Annotated in this window: 16 protein-coding genes; 7 read left to right on the top strand and 9 right to left on the bottom strand. The window is 67.5% G+C overall.

Going from position 1 to position 16,609, the window contains the following annotated elements; translation table 11 throughout:
• Positions 1-81: 81 nt before the first annotated feature.
• A complete protein-coding gene (locus MJ603_RS16205; protein ID WP_243064790.1) occupies positions 82-1,371 on the top strand; it encodes a PucR family transcriptional regulator ligand-binding domain-containing protein in 1,290 nt (429 codons plus the stop codon).
• Here the strand turns inward: MJ603_RS16205 and MJ603_RS16200 are convergent.
• From MJ603_RS16200 to MJ603_RS16185, 4 genes are read right to left on the bottom strand one after another with little or no spacing between them, the layout of a single operon-like run.
• The gene (locus MJ603_RS16200) at positions 1,361-1,705 is read right to left on the bottom strand and encodes a DUF6385 domain-containing protein (protein WP_243064789.1); all 345 of its coding nucleotides are present in this window, start codon (positions 1,703-1,705) and stop codon (positions 1,361-1,363) included. The genes MJ603_RS16205 and MJ603_RS16200 overlap by 11 nt on opposite strands.
• Positions 1,702-2,658 carry a DUF6772 family protein gene (locus MJ603_RS16195; RefSeq protein WP_243064788.1) on the bottom strand — a complete coding sequence of 319 codons (957 nt, stop codon included), beginning with the start codon at positions 2,656-2,658 and terminating at the stop codon, positions 1,702-1,704. The genes MJ603_RS16200 and MJ603_RS16195 overlap by 4 nt, the downstream gene beginning before the upstream one ends.
• Positions 2,655-3,668, bottom strand: a complete 1,014-nt coding sequence (locus MJ603_RS16190) for an NAD(P)-dependent alcohol dehydrogenase (RefSeq protein WP_243064787.1) — start codon at positions 3,666-3,668, stop codon at positions 2,655-2,657. Before MJ603_RS16190 ends, MJ603_RS16195 begins: the two co-directional genes overlap by 4 nt.
• A 32-nt stretch (positions 3,669-3,700) precedes the next feature.
• Positions 3,701-5,026 (bottom strand): MFS transporter, encoded by a 1,326-nt coding sequence (locus MJ603_RS16185; RefSeq protein WP_243064786.1) that lies wholly within the window; start codon positions 5,024-5,026, stop codon positions 3,701-3,703.
• A 98-nt stretch (positions 5,027-5,124) separates the two neighbouring features.
• On the opposite strand from MJ603_RS16185, the gene MJ603_RS16180 reads away from it, so the two are divergent.
• The 4 genes from MJ603_RS16180 to MJ603_RS16165 all read left to right on the top strand — a co-directional run bounded on the left by MJ603_RS16180 (position 5,125) and on the right by MJ603_RS16165 (position 8,865).
• Complete coding sequence (locus MJ603_RS16180; protein ID WP_243064785.1) at positions 5,125-6,084, top strand: DUF6772 family protein; 960 nt, start codon at positions 5,125-5,127, stop codon at positions 6,082-6,084.
• A gap of 5 nt (positions 6,085-6,089) precedes the next feature.
• On the top strand, positions 6,090-6,422 hold the full coding sequence (locus MJ603_RS16175; RefSeq protein WP_243064784.1) for a hypothetical protein: 333 nt from the start codon (positions 6,090-6,092) through the stop codon (positions 6,420-6,422).
• 88 nt (positions 6,423-6,510) lie between these two features.
• A complete protein-coding gene (locus MJ603_RS16170; protein WP_243064783.1) occupies positions 6,511-7,536 on the top strand; it encodes a LacI family DNA-binding transcriptional regulator in 1,026 nt (341 codons plus the stop codon).
• Positions 7,537-7,860: 324 nt separating this feature from the next.
• Positions 7,861-8,865 (top strand): agmatine deiminase family protein, encoded by a 1,005-nt coding sequence (locus MJ603_RS16165; protein WP_243064912.1) that lies wholly within the window; start codon positions 7,861-7,863, stop codon positions 8,863-8,865.
• Positions 8,866-8,965: 100 nt separating this feature from the next.
• Here the strand turns inward: MJ603_RS16165 and MJ603_RS16160 are convergent, their stop codons facing one another.
• A complete protein-coding gene (locus MJ603_RS16160; protein ID WP_243064782.1) occupies positions 8,966-10,147 on the bottom strand; it encodes a glycoside hydrolase family 3 N-terminal domain-containing protein in 1,182 nt (393 codons plus the stop codon).
• Between the two features lie 66 nt (positions 10,148-10,213).
• Positions 10,214-11,599, bottom strand: a complete 1,386-nt coding sequence (locus MJ603_RS16155; RefSeq protein ID WP_243064911.1) for a dicarboxylate/amino acid:cation symporter — start codon at positions 11,597-11,599, stop codon at positions 10,214-10,216.
• Positions 11,600-11,838: 239 nt separating this feature from the next.
• On the opposite strand from MJ603_RS16155, the gene MJ603_RS16150 reads away from it, so the two are divergent.
• Positions 11,839-12,732 carry an SMP-30/gluconolactonase/LRE family protein gene (locus tag MJ603_RS16150; protein WP_243064781.1) on the top strand — a complete coding sequence of 298 codons (894 nt, stop codon included), beginning with the start codon at positions 11,839-11,841 and terminating at the stop codon, positions 12,730-12,732.
• A 618-nt stretch (positions 12,733-13,350) separates the two neighbouring features.
• Complete coding sequence (locus tag MJ603_RS16145) at positions 13,351-13,623, top strand: hypothetical protein (protein ID WP_243064780.1); 273 nt, start codon at positions 13,351-13,353, stop codon at positions 13,621-13,623.
• 154 nt (positions 13,624-13,777) lie between these two features.
• Here MJ603_RS16145 and MJ603_RS16140 read toward each other — a convergent pair whose 3' ends face one another.
• The 3 genes from MJ603_RS16140 to MJ603_RS16130 are packed head-to-tail and all read right to left on the bottom strand — an operon-like array spanning position 13,778 to position 16,509.
• The gene (locus MJ603_RS16140; protein ID WP_243064779.1) at positions 13,778-14,617 is read right to left on the bottom strand and encodes an isocitrate lyase/phosphoenolpyruvate mutase family protein; all 840 of its coding nucleotides are present in this window, start codon (positions 14,615-14,617) and stop codon (positions 13,778-13,780) included.
• A 24-nt stretch (positions 14,618-14,641) separates the two neighbouring features.
• Positions 14,642-15,451, bottom strand: coding sequence for a family 1 encapsulin nanocompartment shell protein (locus MJ603_RS16135; protein WP_243064778.1), 810 nt, complete (start codon positions 15,449-15,451; stop codon positions 14,642-14,644).
• Positions 15,448-16,509 carry a Dyp-type peroxidase gene (locus tag MJ603_RS16130; RefSeq protein ID WP_243064777.1) on the bottom strand — a complete coding sequence of 354 codons (1,062 nt, stop codon included), beginning with the start codon at positions 16,507-16,509 and terminating at the stop codon, positions 15,448-15,450. The genes MJ603_RS16135 and MJ603_RS16130 overlap by 4 nt, the downstream gene beginning before the upstream one ends.
• Positions 16,510-16,609 lie beyond the last annotated feature (100 nt).

The raw sequence follows: 16,609 nt of genomic DNA, 5'->3' as shown, positions 1-16,609 counted from the left end.
GCTAGGCCGCGCCGCGAGCGAAGGCGCTGGCCACTGTGTACATTCCAATCGCGCTGACTGGACAGCTTGTACACTCGATTCATGCCAGCGCCGACGGTCCGCCTGCTCCTGACCCGTCGAGAACTAGGTCTCGATCTGCTCACTCCTGCGGATGCCCTGCCGACCGGCGCACTCGACGCCGCGGTCTCGTGGGTGCACAGCTCCGATCTCGCCGACCCGACCCCGTTCCTCACGCCGGGCCAGGTGCTCCTGACCACCGGAACGCAGTTCGAACCGATCGATTCCGACTACGACGGTTACGTGAGCCGGCTCGTGGACCGCGGCGTCGTCGCCCTCGGCTTCGGCACCGAGGTCATCCGGGACACCCCCACCGACCTCGTCGACGCCTGCCTGCGGCACGGGATGCCCCTGCTCGACGTGCCCTACCGCACACCGTTCATCGCCGTCGCCAGGTACGCGGCCGACCTCGTCGCCGAACAGGCGTATGCGCGCAACACCTGGGCGCTGGCCGCCCAACGTGCCGTGTCGCTCGCCGCGCTCCGCCCCGATGGACTCGACGCGACGCTCGCCGAGCTGTCCAGGCAGCTCGGCAGGTGGGTGGCGCTGGTGGATGCCGGCGGCGCGATCGACCGCGTGTTCCCTGCCCGCGCGCTGCAGGCATCCGGCCGCGATGTCGTGACGGCAGAGGCGACACGGATGCTCAAAGCCCACCGCCGCTCCGGTGCAACCGTCGCAGAGGCCGACGCCGTGATCGCGCTGCAGACCATCGGGGCGAGTGATCGTCTGCTCGGCGTGCTCGCGCACGGCGGCCCGGACGAGCCGGATCAGGCCGCCCAGCAGGTGGTGACCAGCGTCGTGGCGCTCGCGGGACTCGCCCTCGAGCAGGGGCACGCGCTGGAGTCGGCGCGAACCGCCCTGCGGCGAGCGCTGCTGAACGGTCTCGAGCAGAGCCGTCGCCTCGCCGAGGAACTCGGCAGTGAGGCCGGGCTGAGCGAGGCATCCGTCACCGGGCTCGATCGCGCGCGCACGCAGGTCGACGCCGCGCTCGGCGCAGCAGTGACGACCGTCCCGGCCGACGCCCACGCGCTGCCGACGCTCCTGCCCTTCGATGACGAGGATGCCCGCGCCCGCGCCGCCGTACTCCTGAACCCACTGGCCGCGCACGACGCCGACGGGGTGCTCGCCCACTCGCTGCTCACCTGGCTGGAACGCAACGGCGTCTACGACGCGGCCGCCCGCGAACTGGGCGTGCATCGGCACACGCTGCATGCGCGCATCCGTTCGACGGAGCGACTGCTCGCCCGTGACTTTGACACTTTCGCCGATCGCGCCGAGGTGTGGACGGCGTTGCTGATGCGTGTCAGCCCTTGAGCGCCAGCCTCACGGTCACGACCGCCGAGGCATCGGGCCCCCCGTCGGCCGATTCCATACTTCCGGCGAGCCTCAGGAACCCACCGAAGTGAGTGAGCCGTACGAACTCCGCCGAATCGGGCGCCACGGTCATCGTGGTGCCCTCGTCGTGCCATCGGATGCCGTCCGCCGAGATCTGGACGGCAAGCTGCACGCCGAGTGCGCCCGCTGACGATTCCTCGATCGTGACGAAGTACGTGGCCTCGTCCGCCCAGCCCGCTTCGTACGGAAACGTCGTGAAGCCGCCTGTCACACGGCGCCGCAGATCCGTCACTGCCGTGTAGAACTGCTTCATCGCGATTCCTCCGCCCGATCGTCGTCGGTCGTCGCGTACGACACCACAACGGAGTCGAGGTAGAGGCTCACTCGGCGGTCGCCGTCGGTCTCGACGAAGAACACCGGGTTCACGAGCCCGCCGATGTTGTCGTAGGTCGGCGCGAGCGTCGGTCGGGATTCCGGCGGGAAGCTGTACTCCTGATCGCCCGCGCTGAAGCTCGTGTACGTGCGGGCGACCAGATCGACCTCCATCGCCAGCGGCATCCAGTTGATCTTGTCGTCCGTCTCGTTGTAGATGAGCTGCTGCGGCCGCCCCTCGAACCAGGCGGTGGCCGCGGTCGACCCGTCCGCGTGCCGTTCCCCGAACCATTGCGGATCGACGCCAGGCTGATGCCAGCCCGGCTGCCCGTAGTTCCACTCGGAGGCGCTCGCGGCTGTCGCGGTGTAGTACTGCCAGCGCCGCACCCGAGCGCCGTCCACCGCGTTGACGTAACGCACGCCCGGCATGTACCGGTGCTCGCCGTCCTGCAGGTCGACGAACAGTCCGAATGCCCGCATCGCATCCACACCGAGTCCCGGCCGATCCTGTTCCGTCGTGTACGCGATCAACGCCTCGACCTTGAGCCTCGTCGCCCTTGGCGGCCGCGACAGCCGCTTGATGGCCAGGCTCATCGATCCGGATGCCGGCCTCTCGGTCGCTCCGGCTGCTTCCGATCTGGTCGCCAGCCGCAGCGAATACGTGCCGGATGCCGATCCGTGGGTGCCCGAGAACGGGAACGTCGCCGAGCTCAGCATGACCGAGCCCCAGCTCTCGAAGTCGAGCTCGCGCGAGTGCGCCGCGAACCCTTCGTCGACGAAGTTGGGGCGCAGGTCCATCCAGCCGTTCATGCCGAGGTCGAAGTCGTCCGCCACGAGAATCCTCGGTAGCGGGGAGAATTGGCCGGGCAGCGTCAGGAGGCTGGTCGAGGTCATCCGACGTCCTGCGGATAGATGATCGCCTTCACCGCGGTCGGATCGGTCGTGCCCACCGCCAGGGCATCCGCAGTCCGTGACAACGGGAAGCTGTGCGTGTGCACGCCGCTGAGGTTCACGCGCCCTGACGAGATCAGCGCGATCGCGAGGGGCCAGGTGTTCTGGTACCTGCTCACGGTGGCGATGGTGATCTCGTTCCAGTTCAGCGTGTGGAGCGGAAGGTCCGCGTTCGTCTTCGAGATGCCGATGACCGCTGCACGGCCGGCAGGTCCCAGCCGCTCGAGACCCTCCGCAAGCACACCCGGTGCGCCTGAGCACTCCAGGAGCACATCGAAGGTGCGCTCGTCGGTGGCGGTGCCGCTGAGCTCGGTCGCGAATCCGTGGGCGGCGGCGAGCGCGAGTCGTGGCTCCGAGACATCCGTCACCGTGACCGTGCCTGCGCCGAGTGCCTTGGCCGACTCGGCGGCGAGCAGTCCGACCGGCCCGGCCCCTGTGACGAGCACGTCGTCGCCAGGGCGCAAGCCGGCGCGGTGGCATCCCCACAGGCCGACGGACAGCGGCTCGGCGAGCGCGCCTTCTTCGAACGTCATCGAGTCGGGCATCGGGAAGAGGGTGCGGGCGTCGATCGTCAGCCTCTGGATCAGGGCCCCGTCGACGGGCGGGGTGGCGAGGAATCGAAGGTTCGGGCACAGGTGATACCGCCCCGCGCGACACTGGGCGCAGGTCCAGTCGGGCACGCTCGGCTCGATCGCGACCCGGTCGCCGACCGCGACGTTGGTCACGCCCTCGCCGATCGCGACCACCTCGCCGGCGGCTTCGTGCCCGAGGATGATGTCGCCGTCGATCACGTACGGCCCGATTCGGCCGTTGCGGAAGTAGGAGACATCCGAGCCGCAGACGCCGACCGCGATCACCGAGACGACGGCTTCACCCGGCCCCGCCGTCGCTTCGGGACGCTCCTGAACCGCTATCGTGTTCAGGCCGGTCATCACTGCGGCGAGATTGCCCATGTTCGTACTCCTTCGTCTCTGTTCGCTTCGTGTCAGTTCGCGTTGGCGACCGGGATCACGGCGATCCCGATGTCCGAGTCGGTCTCCGGGGCCTTTCGTGCGCTGGGCAGGAACGCCGTTCCGATCGCGCAGATCACGCAGAGGATGCCGCAATACACGCAGACGAGCCACGGCGCACCGCCGGAGGCCGCCGTGAGCCACGCCGCGACGAACGGCAGCGTTCCGCCGACGATGGCGCCGGTGATCTCACGACTGAACGTTACTGCCGTGTAGCGCACTCGCACGTGGAACAGGTTCGACAGCAGGGATGCCTGCGAAGCGAGTGTCATGTCGCAGCACAGCGTGAAGATGATCACCAACGCTGCCCAGATGACGACCGGGGTTCCCGTGTTGAGCATGAAGAAGAACGGGTAGAAGAGCACAGCGCCTGCCACCGAGCCGATGATCATGATCGGCTTGCCGCCGAAACGGTCGGACAGCCATCCCGCCGTCGGAATCGTGACGAGCTTCAGCAGGTTCGCGATGATGATGCCGACCAGACCGATCCATGCCGGCGCTCCGACCACTGTCGACAGGTAGGTGAGGGCGTAGACCGAGGGCAGGTAGCTCAGCACGTTGGGCGCGATGCTCATCAGCATCGCCAGCGGAACTCGCCGACCGCTGAGCTTGAACATGTCGACGAACCGTGAGCGCACGACACCGCGGGATGCGACGGCAGCCGTGAACTCCGGGCTGTCGGTCACCCGCAGCCTGATGATGATGCCGGCGACCGCCAGCACGATGCTGAGCAGGAACGGGATGCGCCAGCCCCACGCGAGGAACGCCGCCTGCGGCAGCACGCCCTGGAACAGGAAGAAGATCGCTGTGGCGATCACCGAGCCGACGGCATTGCCGACGCTGGGGATCGACGCATTCAGTCCGCGGTTGTGATCTGATGCATGTTCGGCCGAGAGCAGCATCGCTCCCGCGTATTCGCCTCCTGCACCGAGCCCCTGCAGCACCCTCAGCACCACGAGCAGCGTCGGCGCGAGGACGCCGACCTGTGCGTAGGTCGGCAGCACTCCGATCAGGACCGACGAGGCGGCCATCAACAGCAACGTGACGAAGAGCATCTGCCTGCGGCCGAAGCGGTCGCCGAGAATGCCGATGATCACACCGCCGATCGGCCGGGCGAAGAAGCCCACCGCGAACGTGGCCAGCGATGACAGCAGCGCCAGCGTCGGGTCGCCCGACGGAAAGAACACTGCGGGGAGAACGAGCGCCGCCGCCGTTCCGTAGAGCGAGAAGTCGTACCACTCGAGGGCTGTTCCCACGGTGGATGCCAGGGTGGGGAGTTTGATCCTGCGTGTCCGCGCCATTGCCGAACCTTCCATGTCGGGTGCGAGTCATCCTAAACAGGCCTGACTCAAAGTACACGTTTTTGTACTTTTTTCACGTTAGTACTAACGTTACGATCATGGCAACCACAACGACCGAGGTCGGTCGGGATCTGCGTTCCGCGATCCTCTCGAGCGACCCGCAGCTCTCGAAATTCAACCCATTGCCGCGCATCCTGGCGCACGACGACTTCAACACGGGGCTGCACGGCTGGGTGGAACTCGGCGGAAACTACGACGGCCGCGGCGACTTCCACTCGCTCGATCGCCACTTCCGCGACTTCCGGCCGCCGCAGTTGTCCACGTGCGACTTCTTCGACGTCGGAACACACGGAGCCATGTCCGGCACCTACGCACTCAAGCTCGCGACGCGTCCGTACCCTGGGCACACTGCCACCGCCATCCGTCGGCTCACGATGAGCGGCAGGGGTCTGCTGCAGATCGAGGCCTACATCGCCTACAAGGCCGAGGCCACCGTCGGAGACGAGGCCGACAACGCGTTCGGCGATATGGAGTGGGACGGCAACAGGCATCCGTCGGAGGCCCAGTTCGGCGCCTTCACTGTCGCGACCGACCTGTGCGGCGACGGGGGGCTGCGCTACCACACCGTCGCGCGGTACCAGAACGCCGACGAAGACGGGAACATGCTGCGACGGTGGCGGTATCCGATCGTTCCCGAGCCGACGCCGCGCGAGCACTTCGAGGGCAAGGTCGACTACCCGTACGCCACCGACTTCACGGCACCGAATCCGGATGACTGGCGCGACTTCGGCGACGAGCAGGAACTCTGCATGAACGAGGTGCCCACCAAGGTCAACTGGCACTACCTGCGCTGGGTGATCGACACCGAGAAGCGGCAGAACGTCGAGCTGCAGCTGAACGATCGGATCATGGACTGGAGTTCCGTGCCCGTGCCTCCCTACGAGGAGCGCTACGGCTCGCTCGAGAACCTGCTCAACTTCTACTTCTCCGTGCGAACCCTCTCCGGGCAGCGCAACTTCCTCTACCTCGACTCCGTCGTGATCTCGGCAGATTGGTGAATGCAATGCGACAGACACAGACCGCCGTGCTGGAACGCGGCGCGGTGCTCGACGCCGAGCTGGCGACCGAACCATTCGAGGCAGCGTGGGCTTCCGAGGCCAGATGGTTCGTGGAATTCCTCGAGCCCGCTCCCGAGGGTTCCGTCGTGCTGCGCACGCAGATCTCGGCGGATGGCCTCACGTGGGTCGATCACGAGAGCCCCGCGATCCAGTGCAGCGCGAGCGGCATCGTGACGACATCCGTGCACGATTTCGGGCATTGGCTCCGGCTGGTCGCGTTGATCGATGGTGCGACGGCCGCGCCCCTCGTGCGCGTCTACCTCGCACTCAAGGAATAGGTCGGCGGAGCGTCGGCATGCGGCGGCGGAGCCGGAATCGGGCGACGCGTTAGAGTGACGCTCTGACGGTTCAGGGAAAGGCTGTGGAGTGGCAAGTCGCAGCACGCTCGCCGAACTGGCCGACAATCTCGGCCTGTCGGTCAACACCGTGTCCCGTGCTCTCACGGGAAAGGACGGTGTGAGCGGTCGAACGAGGGACCTCGTGCGCGAGGAGGCCGCCCGGATCGGATACGTCACCCGGCGATCCTTCGACCCGACCGCCCGCACCTCGCGGGTGATCGCCCTCACGATCCCCTCGCCGACGCACACCTTCAGCGCCGAGCTTCTCGCCGCGATCGAAACGGGCACCCGCGCTGCCGGCTACTCTCTCGACCTCTTCACCACCGAAGAGAGCGAGCAGGAGGAGGACGACATCGCGCGCACCATCGTCGACGCCGACGTCGCCGGCGCGATCGTGATCCCCGTTCAGGGCGCGGATGCTCCTTGGACGCGGGTGCGCGCGGCCGGTGTACCCCTGGTCGTCGTGAGTCGCGCACTCGACGACCTGGAATCCGACTTCGTCGGCGTCGACAGCGAGGCGGGCGAATACGCGGCCGTGCGGCACCTGCTGAACCAGGGATGCCGCTCCCTGGTCTTCCTCGAGGAGGACCTGCAGATCAGCACCATCGAGGAGCGTCGACGCGGATTCGACGCCGCCCTCGCCGAACATCCTGGTGCCAGCGGCCAGCGCGTGCTCGTACCGACCAGGCGCTTCGAGTCCGGTCGCACGAACTGGCGCGCCCAAGAGGCCTACCGAGCGTTCCTCGACGTGCTCGATCGCGGCGTGGAGCCCGACGGCGTGACCACCGGTGACGACGACTTCGCCCTCGGCGTCATGCGGGCGCTCGCCGATCGGGGGCTGTCCGCCCCGCGAGACGTGCGCGTGGTCGGGAACGGCGATCACTCGTACGCCGAATGGATCAGGCCATCGCTCACCTCCGTTCGACTTCCCGCCCAGCTGGTCGGAGAGCTCGCGGTCGCGCTCCTGCTGCAGCGGATCGGCGGCGACACGGGCGCCCAGGTGACCCGCCGCATCAAGCCCGAACTCATCGTGCGCGAGTCGAGCGCAGGGTAGCCGCCGGGTACACCCGAATCGGGCGACGCGTTCGACCCTCTGCATGGGTGAGGATGGATGTCGGGGGAAACCATGACACCTGACGAGCAGACACAACCCGACGACGTCGCCGACGAGACTCCTGACGAGACTCCCGAGGCCTCTCTCGACGAGGCGCCCAGCGAGTCGAGCAGCGACTCCGAGGTCTTCGCGGTCGACTCCGGCGGCGAAGTGACGGAGTTCGAAATCGTCGAGACCGAGGTCTTCGCGGTGGATGCCGCAGGCCAGGTCGTCGACATCGTCGAGGTGACGGAGACGTTCTCGATCAGCGACGCCACGTGGCGCATGCCAGCCGAGACCGAACCCCAGGAACGCATCTGGATGGCGTTCCCTCCGGCCGGAGGCTACCTGGGCGAGTCGGCCGACGACATCGACGAGGCGCGCACGGCGTGGAGCGAGGTGGCGCACGCCATCCTGCGCTTCGAGCCGGTCAGCATGGTGGTCGATCCGCACGACCTCGGCGCCGCCCGCCGCTACCTCTCCACCGAGATCGACATCGTCACTGCTCCGCTCGACGACGCGTGGATGCGCGACATCGGTCCCACGTTCGTGCGCGACGAGAGCGGGCGGCTCGGGGCCGTCACCTGGCGGTTCAACGGCTGGGGCGGCCAGGAGTGGGCGCGGTGGGGCAACGACTCCGTGATCGGAGCCCTCGTGGCTGCACGAACAGGGGCGACTCGCGTCGCGAGCAGCCTCGTGAACGAAGGGGGCGGCATCCACGTCGACGGGCTCGGCACGGTGCTGCTGACCCAGACCGTGCAGCTCGACCCCGGTCGCAACCCCGACCGGACCAAGGAGGAGATCGAGTCCGAGCTCGCACGCACGCTGGGTGCGACGAATCCGATCTGGCTGCGCCGTGGGCTGTACCGCGACTCGAAGCGATTCGGCACTCGCGGGCACGTGGACATCGTGGCGACGATCCCGTCGCCCGGCCGCCTGCTCGTGCACAGCCAGCAGGATGCCTCGCATCCCGACCGCAAGATCACGGCCGAGATCCTCAAGACTCTGCGCGCCTCACGCACTCCCGACGGCGAGGAGTGGGACATCATCGAGCTGCCGGCGCCGCAGGTGCTGCGCGATGACGAGGACTTCGTCGACTACAGCTACGTGAACCATCTCGTGCTGGACGAAGCCGTGATCGCGTGCACGTTCGACGACCCGAACGACGAGGTCGCGCTGAATATTCTCGCCGAGGCATATGAAGGTCGCGAGATCGTGGGCGTGGATGCCCGCGCCATCTTCGCGCGCGGCGGTGGCATCCACTGCATCACGCAGCAGCAGCCCGCGTAGACCCCTCCCGCTCCCCGCCTCACGCCGACCTCATCCGCTGTCACTTCGCGCAATCACGGCCACTTGCGCTGGATGCTCAAAGTGGCTGCGGTTCGTGGCGCTACCGCAGTTGCTGCCGCTTGAGGTCGACGACGTGGCGGGCCGCGGCATCCACCACCTTCGCGAATGCGGGGTCTGCCTGCGCCTTCGCGACCACCGCCGCCACCATCGGTGCCGCCAACTCGGGCGACGCCGAGATGAGCACGATGTCCACGCCCGCCTGCAGCGCAAGGATCGCCCGATCGGCCGGCGACCACGCCGATGTCTGCTCTGCGGCGGAGAGGTCGTCGCTCATGATGACCCCGTCGAAGCCGAGCGTTCCGCGCAGCAGGCCGGTCACGATCGTTGGCGAGAACACCGCGGGCGACTTCGGGTCGAGTTGCGTGTAGATCGCCGTCGACATCATCACGGCTTTAGCGCCGCTGTCGATCTCGCTCTTGAACACGCCGACGCTGGGGCTCGTCGCCGTCGTCGTGGTGTCGGTCACACCCGAATCCGTGTCCGTGTTCTCTGTGACAGCACCCAAGCCGGGGAAGTGCTTGACCACGGGAACGACGCCGGCGGTCTGCATGCCGGCGCGGAAGGCATCCGCGTGGCTCGTGATCGTGGCCGGGTCGTACCCGAACTGTCGATCGAAACCGCCGATCGGCGGATTGTTCGCCGCGAACTGCGGCGACGCGATCAGGTCGACCACCGGCGCGAGGTTCATGTTCACACCGGATGCCGCCAGCTGGCTCCCCCACCCGGCAGCCGCACTCTGCAGCGCCGACGGCGACATCGCTCCCTGCTGCAGCGCGGTCGGCATCGAATCGAAGCCAGGACCCTGCAGCACCTGCACCTCGCCGCCCTCCTGATCGGTGGCGACGAGAAGCGGAAGTCCGGCGGTCGCGCCCGGCGTGGCAAGCGCCGTGAACTGCTTGACGATCGCGGCGGTGGCGTTCGTTCCTGCGTGCGATCGTCCCGCGAGGAACACGTTGCCGACGTGCAGGCTGCCGACGGCGGCAAGCGTGGTCGGGTCGGCAGCCGTCGCCTGGGTGCCCACCATGAACAGCTGGCCGACCTTCTGCTGCAGCGTCATGCCGGCAAGCGGATCGACGGGCGCAGGCGTCGGCGAGGCGGTGGGAGTCGGCCGAGTGGTAGCCGTGTGATGCGCCGCCGGTGCGGATGCCGCACACCCGCCGAGCAGACCGACGAGCGCGACCAGCGCGGCCGCGCGGAGCATCCGGGACGTCGACCTGCGCACGTACTCGATCGTAGGTGCGTCCGCCCCCTCAGCGAGATCCGTGACGAACTCGAGCGACGTGGACCGTCAGGCGCTCGCCGGCTCCAATCGTCCGCCGGCTGCGTCGGAGTCGGCTGCCTCACGGTCGTCGACGTCGTCGTCGTTGAAGGGATCACGTCCCCGCGCGGCGTTGTACAGGCCGAGGTCGAGGATGCCGTTCCGCTTGGCGACGATCGTCGGCACCAGCGCCTGCCCTGCCACGTTGATCGCAGTGCGGCCCATGTCGATGATCGGGTCGATCGCCAACAGCAGACCGACACCGGCGAGCGGCAGACCCAGTGTCGAGAGCGTGAGCGTGAGCATCACCGTGGCACCAGTCGTGCCGGCGGTGGCCGCGGATCCGATGACCGCGACGACGATGATCAGCAGGTACTGGCCCAACGTCAGGTGGATGCCGTAGAACTGCGCAACGAAGATCGAAGCCAACGCCGGGTAGAGGGCGGCGCATCCGTCCATCTTCGTCGTGGCACCGAGCGGCACCGCGAACGCGGCGTACTCGCGCGGCACGCCGAGGTTCCGCTCCGTGACGCGCTCCGTCAACGGCATGGTGCCCATCGATGAACGAGAGACGAAGCCCAGCTGGATGGCCGGCCATGCTCCCGAGTAGTACTGCTTGATCGACAACCCGTTCGTGCGGACGATGATCGGGTACACGACGAACAGGATGATCACCAGGCCGATGTAGATCGCGATCACGAAGACGCCGAGGGAGCCGAGGGCATCCCAGCCATACGTGGCAACGGCCTTGGCGATGAGCGCGAGGGTGCCGAGCGGGGCGAGCCGGATGATCCACCACAGCACCTTCTGGATGATCGCCAGCACCGACGACGTGAGGTTCAGGAACGGCTCGGCCTTCTTGCCGACGAGGAGGGCCGCGATGCCGATCGCGGCCGAGATCACGAGCACCTGCAGCACATTGAACGACACCGTCGTCGTGATCGCCGTGGATGCGCCGGTGCCGATCGCCTGCGACTGGGCACCGAGACCGAAGATGTTCGACGGGATGAGGCCTGTGAGGAACGCCCACCACGATCCGACGTGGCTCGGCGTCGCCTCTGCGGCCTTCGACACCCCCGTGTGTACTCCAGGCTGCACGATGAGTCCGAGCGCGATGCCGATGAGCACGGCCACGAAAGCAGTGACCGCGAACCAGATGAGCGTCTGCACCGCAAGCCGTGCCGCATTGGACACGCGGCGCAGATTCGCGATCGAGCTGACCACCGCGGTGAAGACGAGGGGAACGACGGCTGCGGTCAGCAGCGACACATAAGAGTTGCCGATGGTCGTCACGGTCGTCGTGAGCCAGTTCGGCTCGAGCGCCGTTCCGCCGAGACTCCGCGCGATGAGGCCGACGATCACTCCGGCGACGAGGCCGGCGATGATCTGCACCCCGAACGATGTCAGCCAGCGCAGTGCTCTGCGTTTGCGCTTGGTGCCGTCACCGTCTGGATCGTTGGCAGGAACGTCGTCATTGAGTTCTGTTTTCGTCGAAGTCACGCCGAAACGCTAGCGATGTCCCGTTCCGTGGGGCCCGCTGTGACGCTCTGTTACAACGTGGTCAGCGGCGCGCCTCGGCAGGAAGTGTGCCGCGCCCTTCGACTCGCTCCGCTCGCTCAGGGAGCTGGGCCGACGCGCTGCGATGTAATAGACCCATGGCGACGGAGCGCATACCCGCGGTGTTCGAAAGCAGGGACTCACGTTTTGCGAGCATCGGCGGTGACGCCGAGCTGCGCATCCTGTTCGACGACGGCCGTTGGCTCGAGGGCCCCGCCTACTCGCCGCAGGGGCGCTTCGTGCTGTTCAGCGACATCCCCAACGATCGCGTGCTTCGGTACGACGAGTTGAGCGGCCGAGTGGATGTCTGGGCGCACCCCGCCGGATTCACCAACGGCCGCACCGTCGACGCCGAGGGCCGCTTCGTCACGTGCGAGCACGGCAACCGCCGCGTCGTGCGCACCGAGCACGACGGCTCGACGCGAGTGCTCGCCGACGCGTTCGACGGGCGGCGGCTCAACAGCCCGAATGACGTCGTCGCCCGCTCCGATGGCTCGGTCTGGTTCACCGACCCGAGCTACGGCATCCTCAGCGATTACGAAGGCCACCGCTCCGAGGAGGAGATCGGCAGCCGCAACGTCTACCGCTGGCACCCGGATGCCCCTTTCACTCCCGTCGTCGACACCCTGACCCAGCCGAACGGCCTCGCCTTCTCCCCCGACGAGTCGCTGCTCTATGTCAGCGACAGCGAGCTTCGAACCATCACGGTCTTCGAGGTTCGAGGCGCCCGGCTGGGCGATGGTCGCGAGTTCTGCTCAGCTGACACCGTCTTCGACGGACTGCGCGTCGACACCGCCGGACGAGTGTGGGCCGCGACCGAGGAAGGCATCCACGTCTACGATTCCGACGGTATCCTGCTCGGTCTGCTGAGGTTGCCAGAGACAGCGTCGAACCTCGAGTTCGGCGGACCGCAGCGCAACCTGCTCTACATCACCGCCACCTCGCGGTTCTATGTCATCCGAGTCAAGGTGGAAGGCGCCCGTCGGCACTGATTCGAATGAATCCGCATGGATGCTTGTGCCCACCACCCACGCTGCACTACCGTGACCAAGGCCGAGTTTTCGGCTGACCACACCAACCGGCTCGCGCGAGTGTTATCGCGCTTGAGCCAAGCACTGTGCGAAAGAAGCGCCGTGCGACAGAAGTAGAACGCGAAAGGGGAACGTCATGATGGACACCATCACGCACATTCAGCCTCACTCCTTTGCGTTCCGTGGGGCCGTGGTCCTCGGCGCCCGTCGTGCGTCGGCCGGAATGGCCTGCTAGCGGCCATCCCCGCGCTCTGACGGATCGGCGTTTCGATGTCGGATTCCGTGCGGACATTCGTGGGCCCGACTCTCGGGGCCCGAGTCCTTCAGGACTGAGTCCGCACCCCTCCGTCGCCTGATCTGTCAGGAGCCGAACCGCCGCTCGGCACGCTCGCGGCCTCGTCGCGGATCGGCCGCTTTCGCCGCATCGCACCCTGCCGCCCTGAACGCGGCTCTGCTCTCGGCAGAGCATGCCCGTCGCAGAAATCTGCGCGCATCGCTCTTCGACGTTCGCAGGCTTGTCTCCATCTCCATCTCCATCTCCACCACGCACCCACCGGTGCATCGAACAGAGGAATCACCATGAATACGCAGACTCTCGACACGCGCACCTCGACCACCGTCGAGCGTGCCGCCGAGACGCAAGGCCGCAGCTCGCACCCGCCGAGTCCGCTGGACAGGCTCGCCATGCGAGTCGGTCTGGCGCTCGTCCTGTGGAGCAGGCGCGAGCACCGCGCTCCCTCCAGAGAAGAGGTCGACAGGAGTCGCGCCGTGCGACTCAACACCGTCGAGCGCGAACGCCTCGCCCGGGAACGGGCTTGGCAGGCGGGCGTCGACTCGCTGTCCAGGCGCTGATCGCCATGTCGGCGATCACACTGCAGGGCATTCTGGCCGCCGCAGACTTTCTGTCGGCGGCGGCCGGAACGCCCTCCGATCCACCCCGAGACGGTTCCGATCGATCGATGCCGGATGCCTCCGGGCGCAATCACCACCTGCGGCGGGCACCTCGTCAGCCGAAGCGCGAGTCGAGCGCCGAGAAGCCGTCGGTTCCGGCGAGCCTGTCGTAGGTTCCGGCACCGAGGGCATCCTGAGTTGCACGGAACGCCAGTGTGTAAGCGGCCTCGGCCACTGATGCCCCGAGACTGACGCGCTTCACCCCGACGGCGGCGAGTTCGCCGATCGTCGGGTCGCCAGGGCCGGCCGACGCATTCACCGGCAGCGGCGAGGCATCCACCAGCTGCGCGAGCTCGCCGAGGGCCGACAGGCCGATCGGAAAGATCGAGTCGACGCCGGCATCCGCGTAGGCGACAGCGCGCTCGATCGCCTGCTCGAGTCGTGACGGACGCCCGTGCCCGCCGCTCTCGGCCGGGAGCAGGTAGACATCCGTTCTGGCGTTGACGACGAACTCGGGCAGGCCGGCTGCGGATGCCGCGGCCCGCGCCGCCGCCAGTCGCTCGCGTTGTGCGTCGAGCGAGAGCAGCCGCCCGTCGACCGAATCCTCGAGGTTGACGCCGATGCCACCCGCCTCGATCACGGCGGCGACCGTCTCTGCGACTGCATGCGGCTCGAGGCCGTATCCGCCCTCAGCGTCGACTGTCACGGGAACGTCGACCGCCGCGATGATGCGAGCGGCTGCGGCGACCATCTCGTCGCGGGAGAGCTGCTCGCCGTCGCCACGTCCGAGCGACCACGAAATGCCGGCGCTGGTGGTGGCGACCGCCAACGCACCGGCTGCCACGCTGAGCACGGCGCTGCCGGCATCCCACGCGTTGACCAGGACCAAGGGTCCGTCCGTCACGAGCGCACGGAAGCGAAGCGCCTTCGCACGCTGCTCATCGATCGTCGTCATCGACGAATCCTCTCCAGGGGCCGCCTACTCGATGACGATGGCGATCGCGGCTTCGGGCGTGTTCACGCGGAAGCTCAGCGACTCCTCCAGGTACAGGCTCACGTTCTGGGCGTCGTGCGCCGAGTACCCGATCGAGAGGTCCTCCCCCACCTCGAGCACGAAGTCTCCGCCGCGCTGGCTGAGTACAACGGCGCCGTCGAGCCCGGGCATCCATTCGACGGGACCGCCGAGAATGTCGCGCAGGTGCCGGATGAGCGGGTATCCACCGCCCTCGTTCGCCTCGATCACGGATGTCCACAGCGTGGGTCCGAGCGCCAGCGCGTAGGGACCGTCCACACCGGAGCGCTTCAGCGCAGCGACGGCCTGAGTCACGGCGTCGTCGTACTCCTGCGCTCTGCCGGTGTGCACGATCGGCTCGTGCGGAGAGGCAGGCAGCACGCCGATGATGCCGAGCGCATCCCATCCGTTGAAGACCGCCGAGTTCTCGACGCGGGCGATGCGAACCGCGGCGTCGTCGAGCGGGCCGAGATCGACATCCTCAGCGCCGCGATCGGCAGAGTCGAGCTCCTCGCGCTGCAGCACGAAGTCCGCGCGCACCTCGGCGAGCGGCAGCACACGTCTGGCACGGGCGATCACACCTTCTTCCGGCGCACTGACGACCCCGCCTACGCGGCCGAGGTTCGTCGCCGAGTGCTCCCAGCCGTGTGGGCCGGAGAAGTCGACGAGCTTGCGGGCGCCGAGCGCGACGGGCAGTCGCGCGGATGCTTCAGAGTCGAGCAACGCCCATCCCGCATCGGTCAGCGGCGCGTGACGGCGCAGCAGGTGATCACTCATGGTGCCGTTCCTTCCGTTTCGTCGGCGGCCGTGTCGCCGTCGGATGTCTGTCGCAGAGAACCGATGCCGAGGGAGCCGTCGGCCGGTCCCTTGCTCTCGCCGGGGTCGCCCAGCGCCTGCAGCACCGGGTTAGACGGCACGAAGAACGTGGTGCCTGTCGCGGCGGTCGAGGCGTCGAGGATCTTGTCGTAGAACCCGGGCGGGTCGCCGATGAACATGCGATCGATCATGCGCATCGTGACCCAGAGCCGTGCCGAGTACCCGATGAAGTAGGTGCCGAATTCGCCGGATCCCGGACTTCCGAACGGCATGTTGTCGCGCAGAATGTCGAGCTCGTTGCCGTCGTCGTCGACGATCGTCGTCAGCGTCTTGTGGGCCTTCTGGTTTTCGACGCTGTCGTCGAGCTCGATGTTCTCGAGCTTGGTGCGACCGATCACGGCTTCCTGCTGCTCGACGGTCAGCGACGTCCAGGCATCCAGATCGTGCAGATACTTCTGCACCACCACGTAGCTACCGCCCGCGAACGCAGGGTCCTCGTCGCCGATGATCGCCGACGCCCCCAGCTCACGCCCGATCGGATTGGCCGTGCCGTCGACGAAGCCGAGCAGATCGCGCACGTCGAAGTAGCGGAAGCCCTGGGTCTCGTCGACGACGCGAACGGCGTCGCCCAGGGCATCCAGAAGCTGCCGTTCCAGCTCGAAGCACAGATCGACGCGGTCCGCACGAATGTGGAAGAGCAGATCGCCCGGCGTCGACGGCGCGGTGTGCACGTCGCCGCGCACCTCGCCGAACACCTCGAGCTCGGAGGGACGGATGTTTGGAACGAGTCTGTCCCACAGCCTGCGTCCCACGCCGACGACGCACGACAGGTGACCGCCCAGATCGCGGAAGCCGACGTTCTTGACCAGGTCGTCGATGCCGGAGACGGTCTCGCGCACGGTGGCGAGGGCATCCGAATCGGCCGCGACGGTGACCACGAGGAATACGGCGAACCGCGAGAGCGGTGCGTCCACGCTCTGTGCATCGATCGGAACTCGATCGCTGTACTGCGTCGACATGCGTCCCCCTTCGCGGTCTCCTGTCACGATAGCGCGGCACTCCGCAGCACGGTGGACCGGGAATGGGGGAGACCGTCGCACCCGGGGTCAGGGTAAGTTC

The sequence above is a fragment of the Humibacter sp. RRB41 genome, assembly GCF_022761015.1.
Lineage (GTDB): Bacteria > Actinomycetota > Actinomycetes > Actinomycetales > Microbacteriaceae > Humibacter.
The sequence above is the reverse complement of the archived record's forward strand: the minus strand, read 5'-3'. Positions and strand labels throughout refer to the sequence as shown.

Bases quoted from the DNA above. Each gene is read 5' to 3' on its own strand.
- MJ603_RS16205 (WP_243064790.1), top strand. From the start codon at position 82: ATGCCAGCGCCGACGGTCCGCCTGCTCCTGACCCGTCGAGAACTAGGT.
- MJ603_RS16200 (WP_243064789.1), bottom strand. From the start codon at position 1,705: ATGAAGCAGTTCTACACGGCAGTGACGGATCTGCGGCGCCGTGTGACA.
- MJ603_RS16195 (WP_243064788.1), bottom strand. From the start codon at position 2,658: ATGACCTCGACCAGCCTCCTGACGCTGCCCGGCCAATTCTCCCCGCTA.
- MJ603_RS16190 (WP_243064787.1), bottom strand. From the start codon at position 3,668: ATGGGCAATCTCGCCGCAGTGATGACCGGCCTGAACACGATAGCGGTT.
- MJ603_RS16185 (WP_243064786.1), bottom strand. From the start codon at position 5,026: ATGGCGCGGACACGCAGGATCAAACTCCCCACCCTGGCATCCACCGTG.
- MJ603_RS16180 (WP_243064785.1), top strand. From the start codon at position 5,125: ATGGCAACCACAACGACCGAGGTCGGTCGGGATCTGCGTTCCGCGATC.
- MJ603_RS16175 (WP_243064784.1), top strand. From the start codon at position 6,090: ATGCGACAGACACAGACCGCCGTGCTGGAACGCGGCGCGGTGCTCGAC.
- MJ603_RS16165 (WP_243064912.1), top strand. From the start codon at position 7,861: ATGCCAGCCGAGACCGAACCCCAGGAACGCATCTGGATGGCGTTCCCT.
- MJ603_RS16150 (WP_243064781.1), top strand. From the start codon at position 11,839: ATGGCGACGGAGCGCATACCCGCGGTGTTCGAAAGCAGGGACTCACGT.
- MJ603_RS16145 (WP_243064780.1), top strand. From the start codon at position 13,351: ATGAATACGCAGACTCTCGACACGCGCACCTCGACCACCGTCGAGCGT.
- MJ603_RS16140 (WP_243064779.1), bottom strand. From the start codon at position 14,617: ATGACGACGATCGATGAGCAGCGTGCGAAGGCGCTTCGCTTCCGTGCG.
- MJ603_RS16135 (WP_243064778.1), bottom strand. From the start codon at position 15,451: ATGAGTGATCACCTGCTGCGCCGTCACGCGCCGCTGACCGATGCGGGA.
- MJ603_RS16130 (WP_243064777.1), bottom strand. From the start codon at position 16,509: ATGTCGACGCAGTACAGCGATCGAGTTCCGATCGATGCACAGAGCGTG.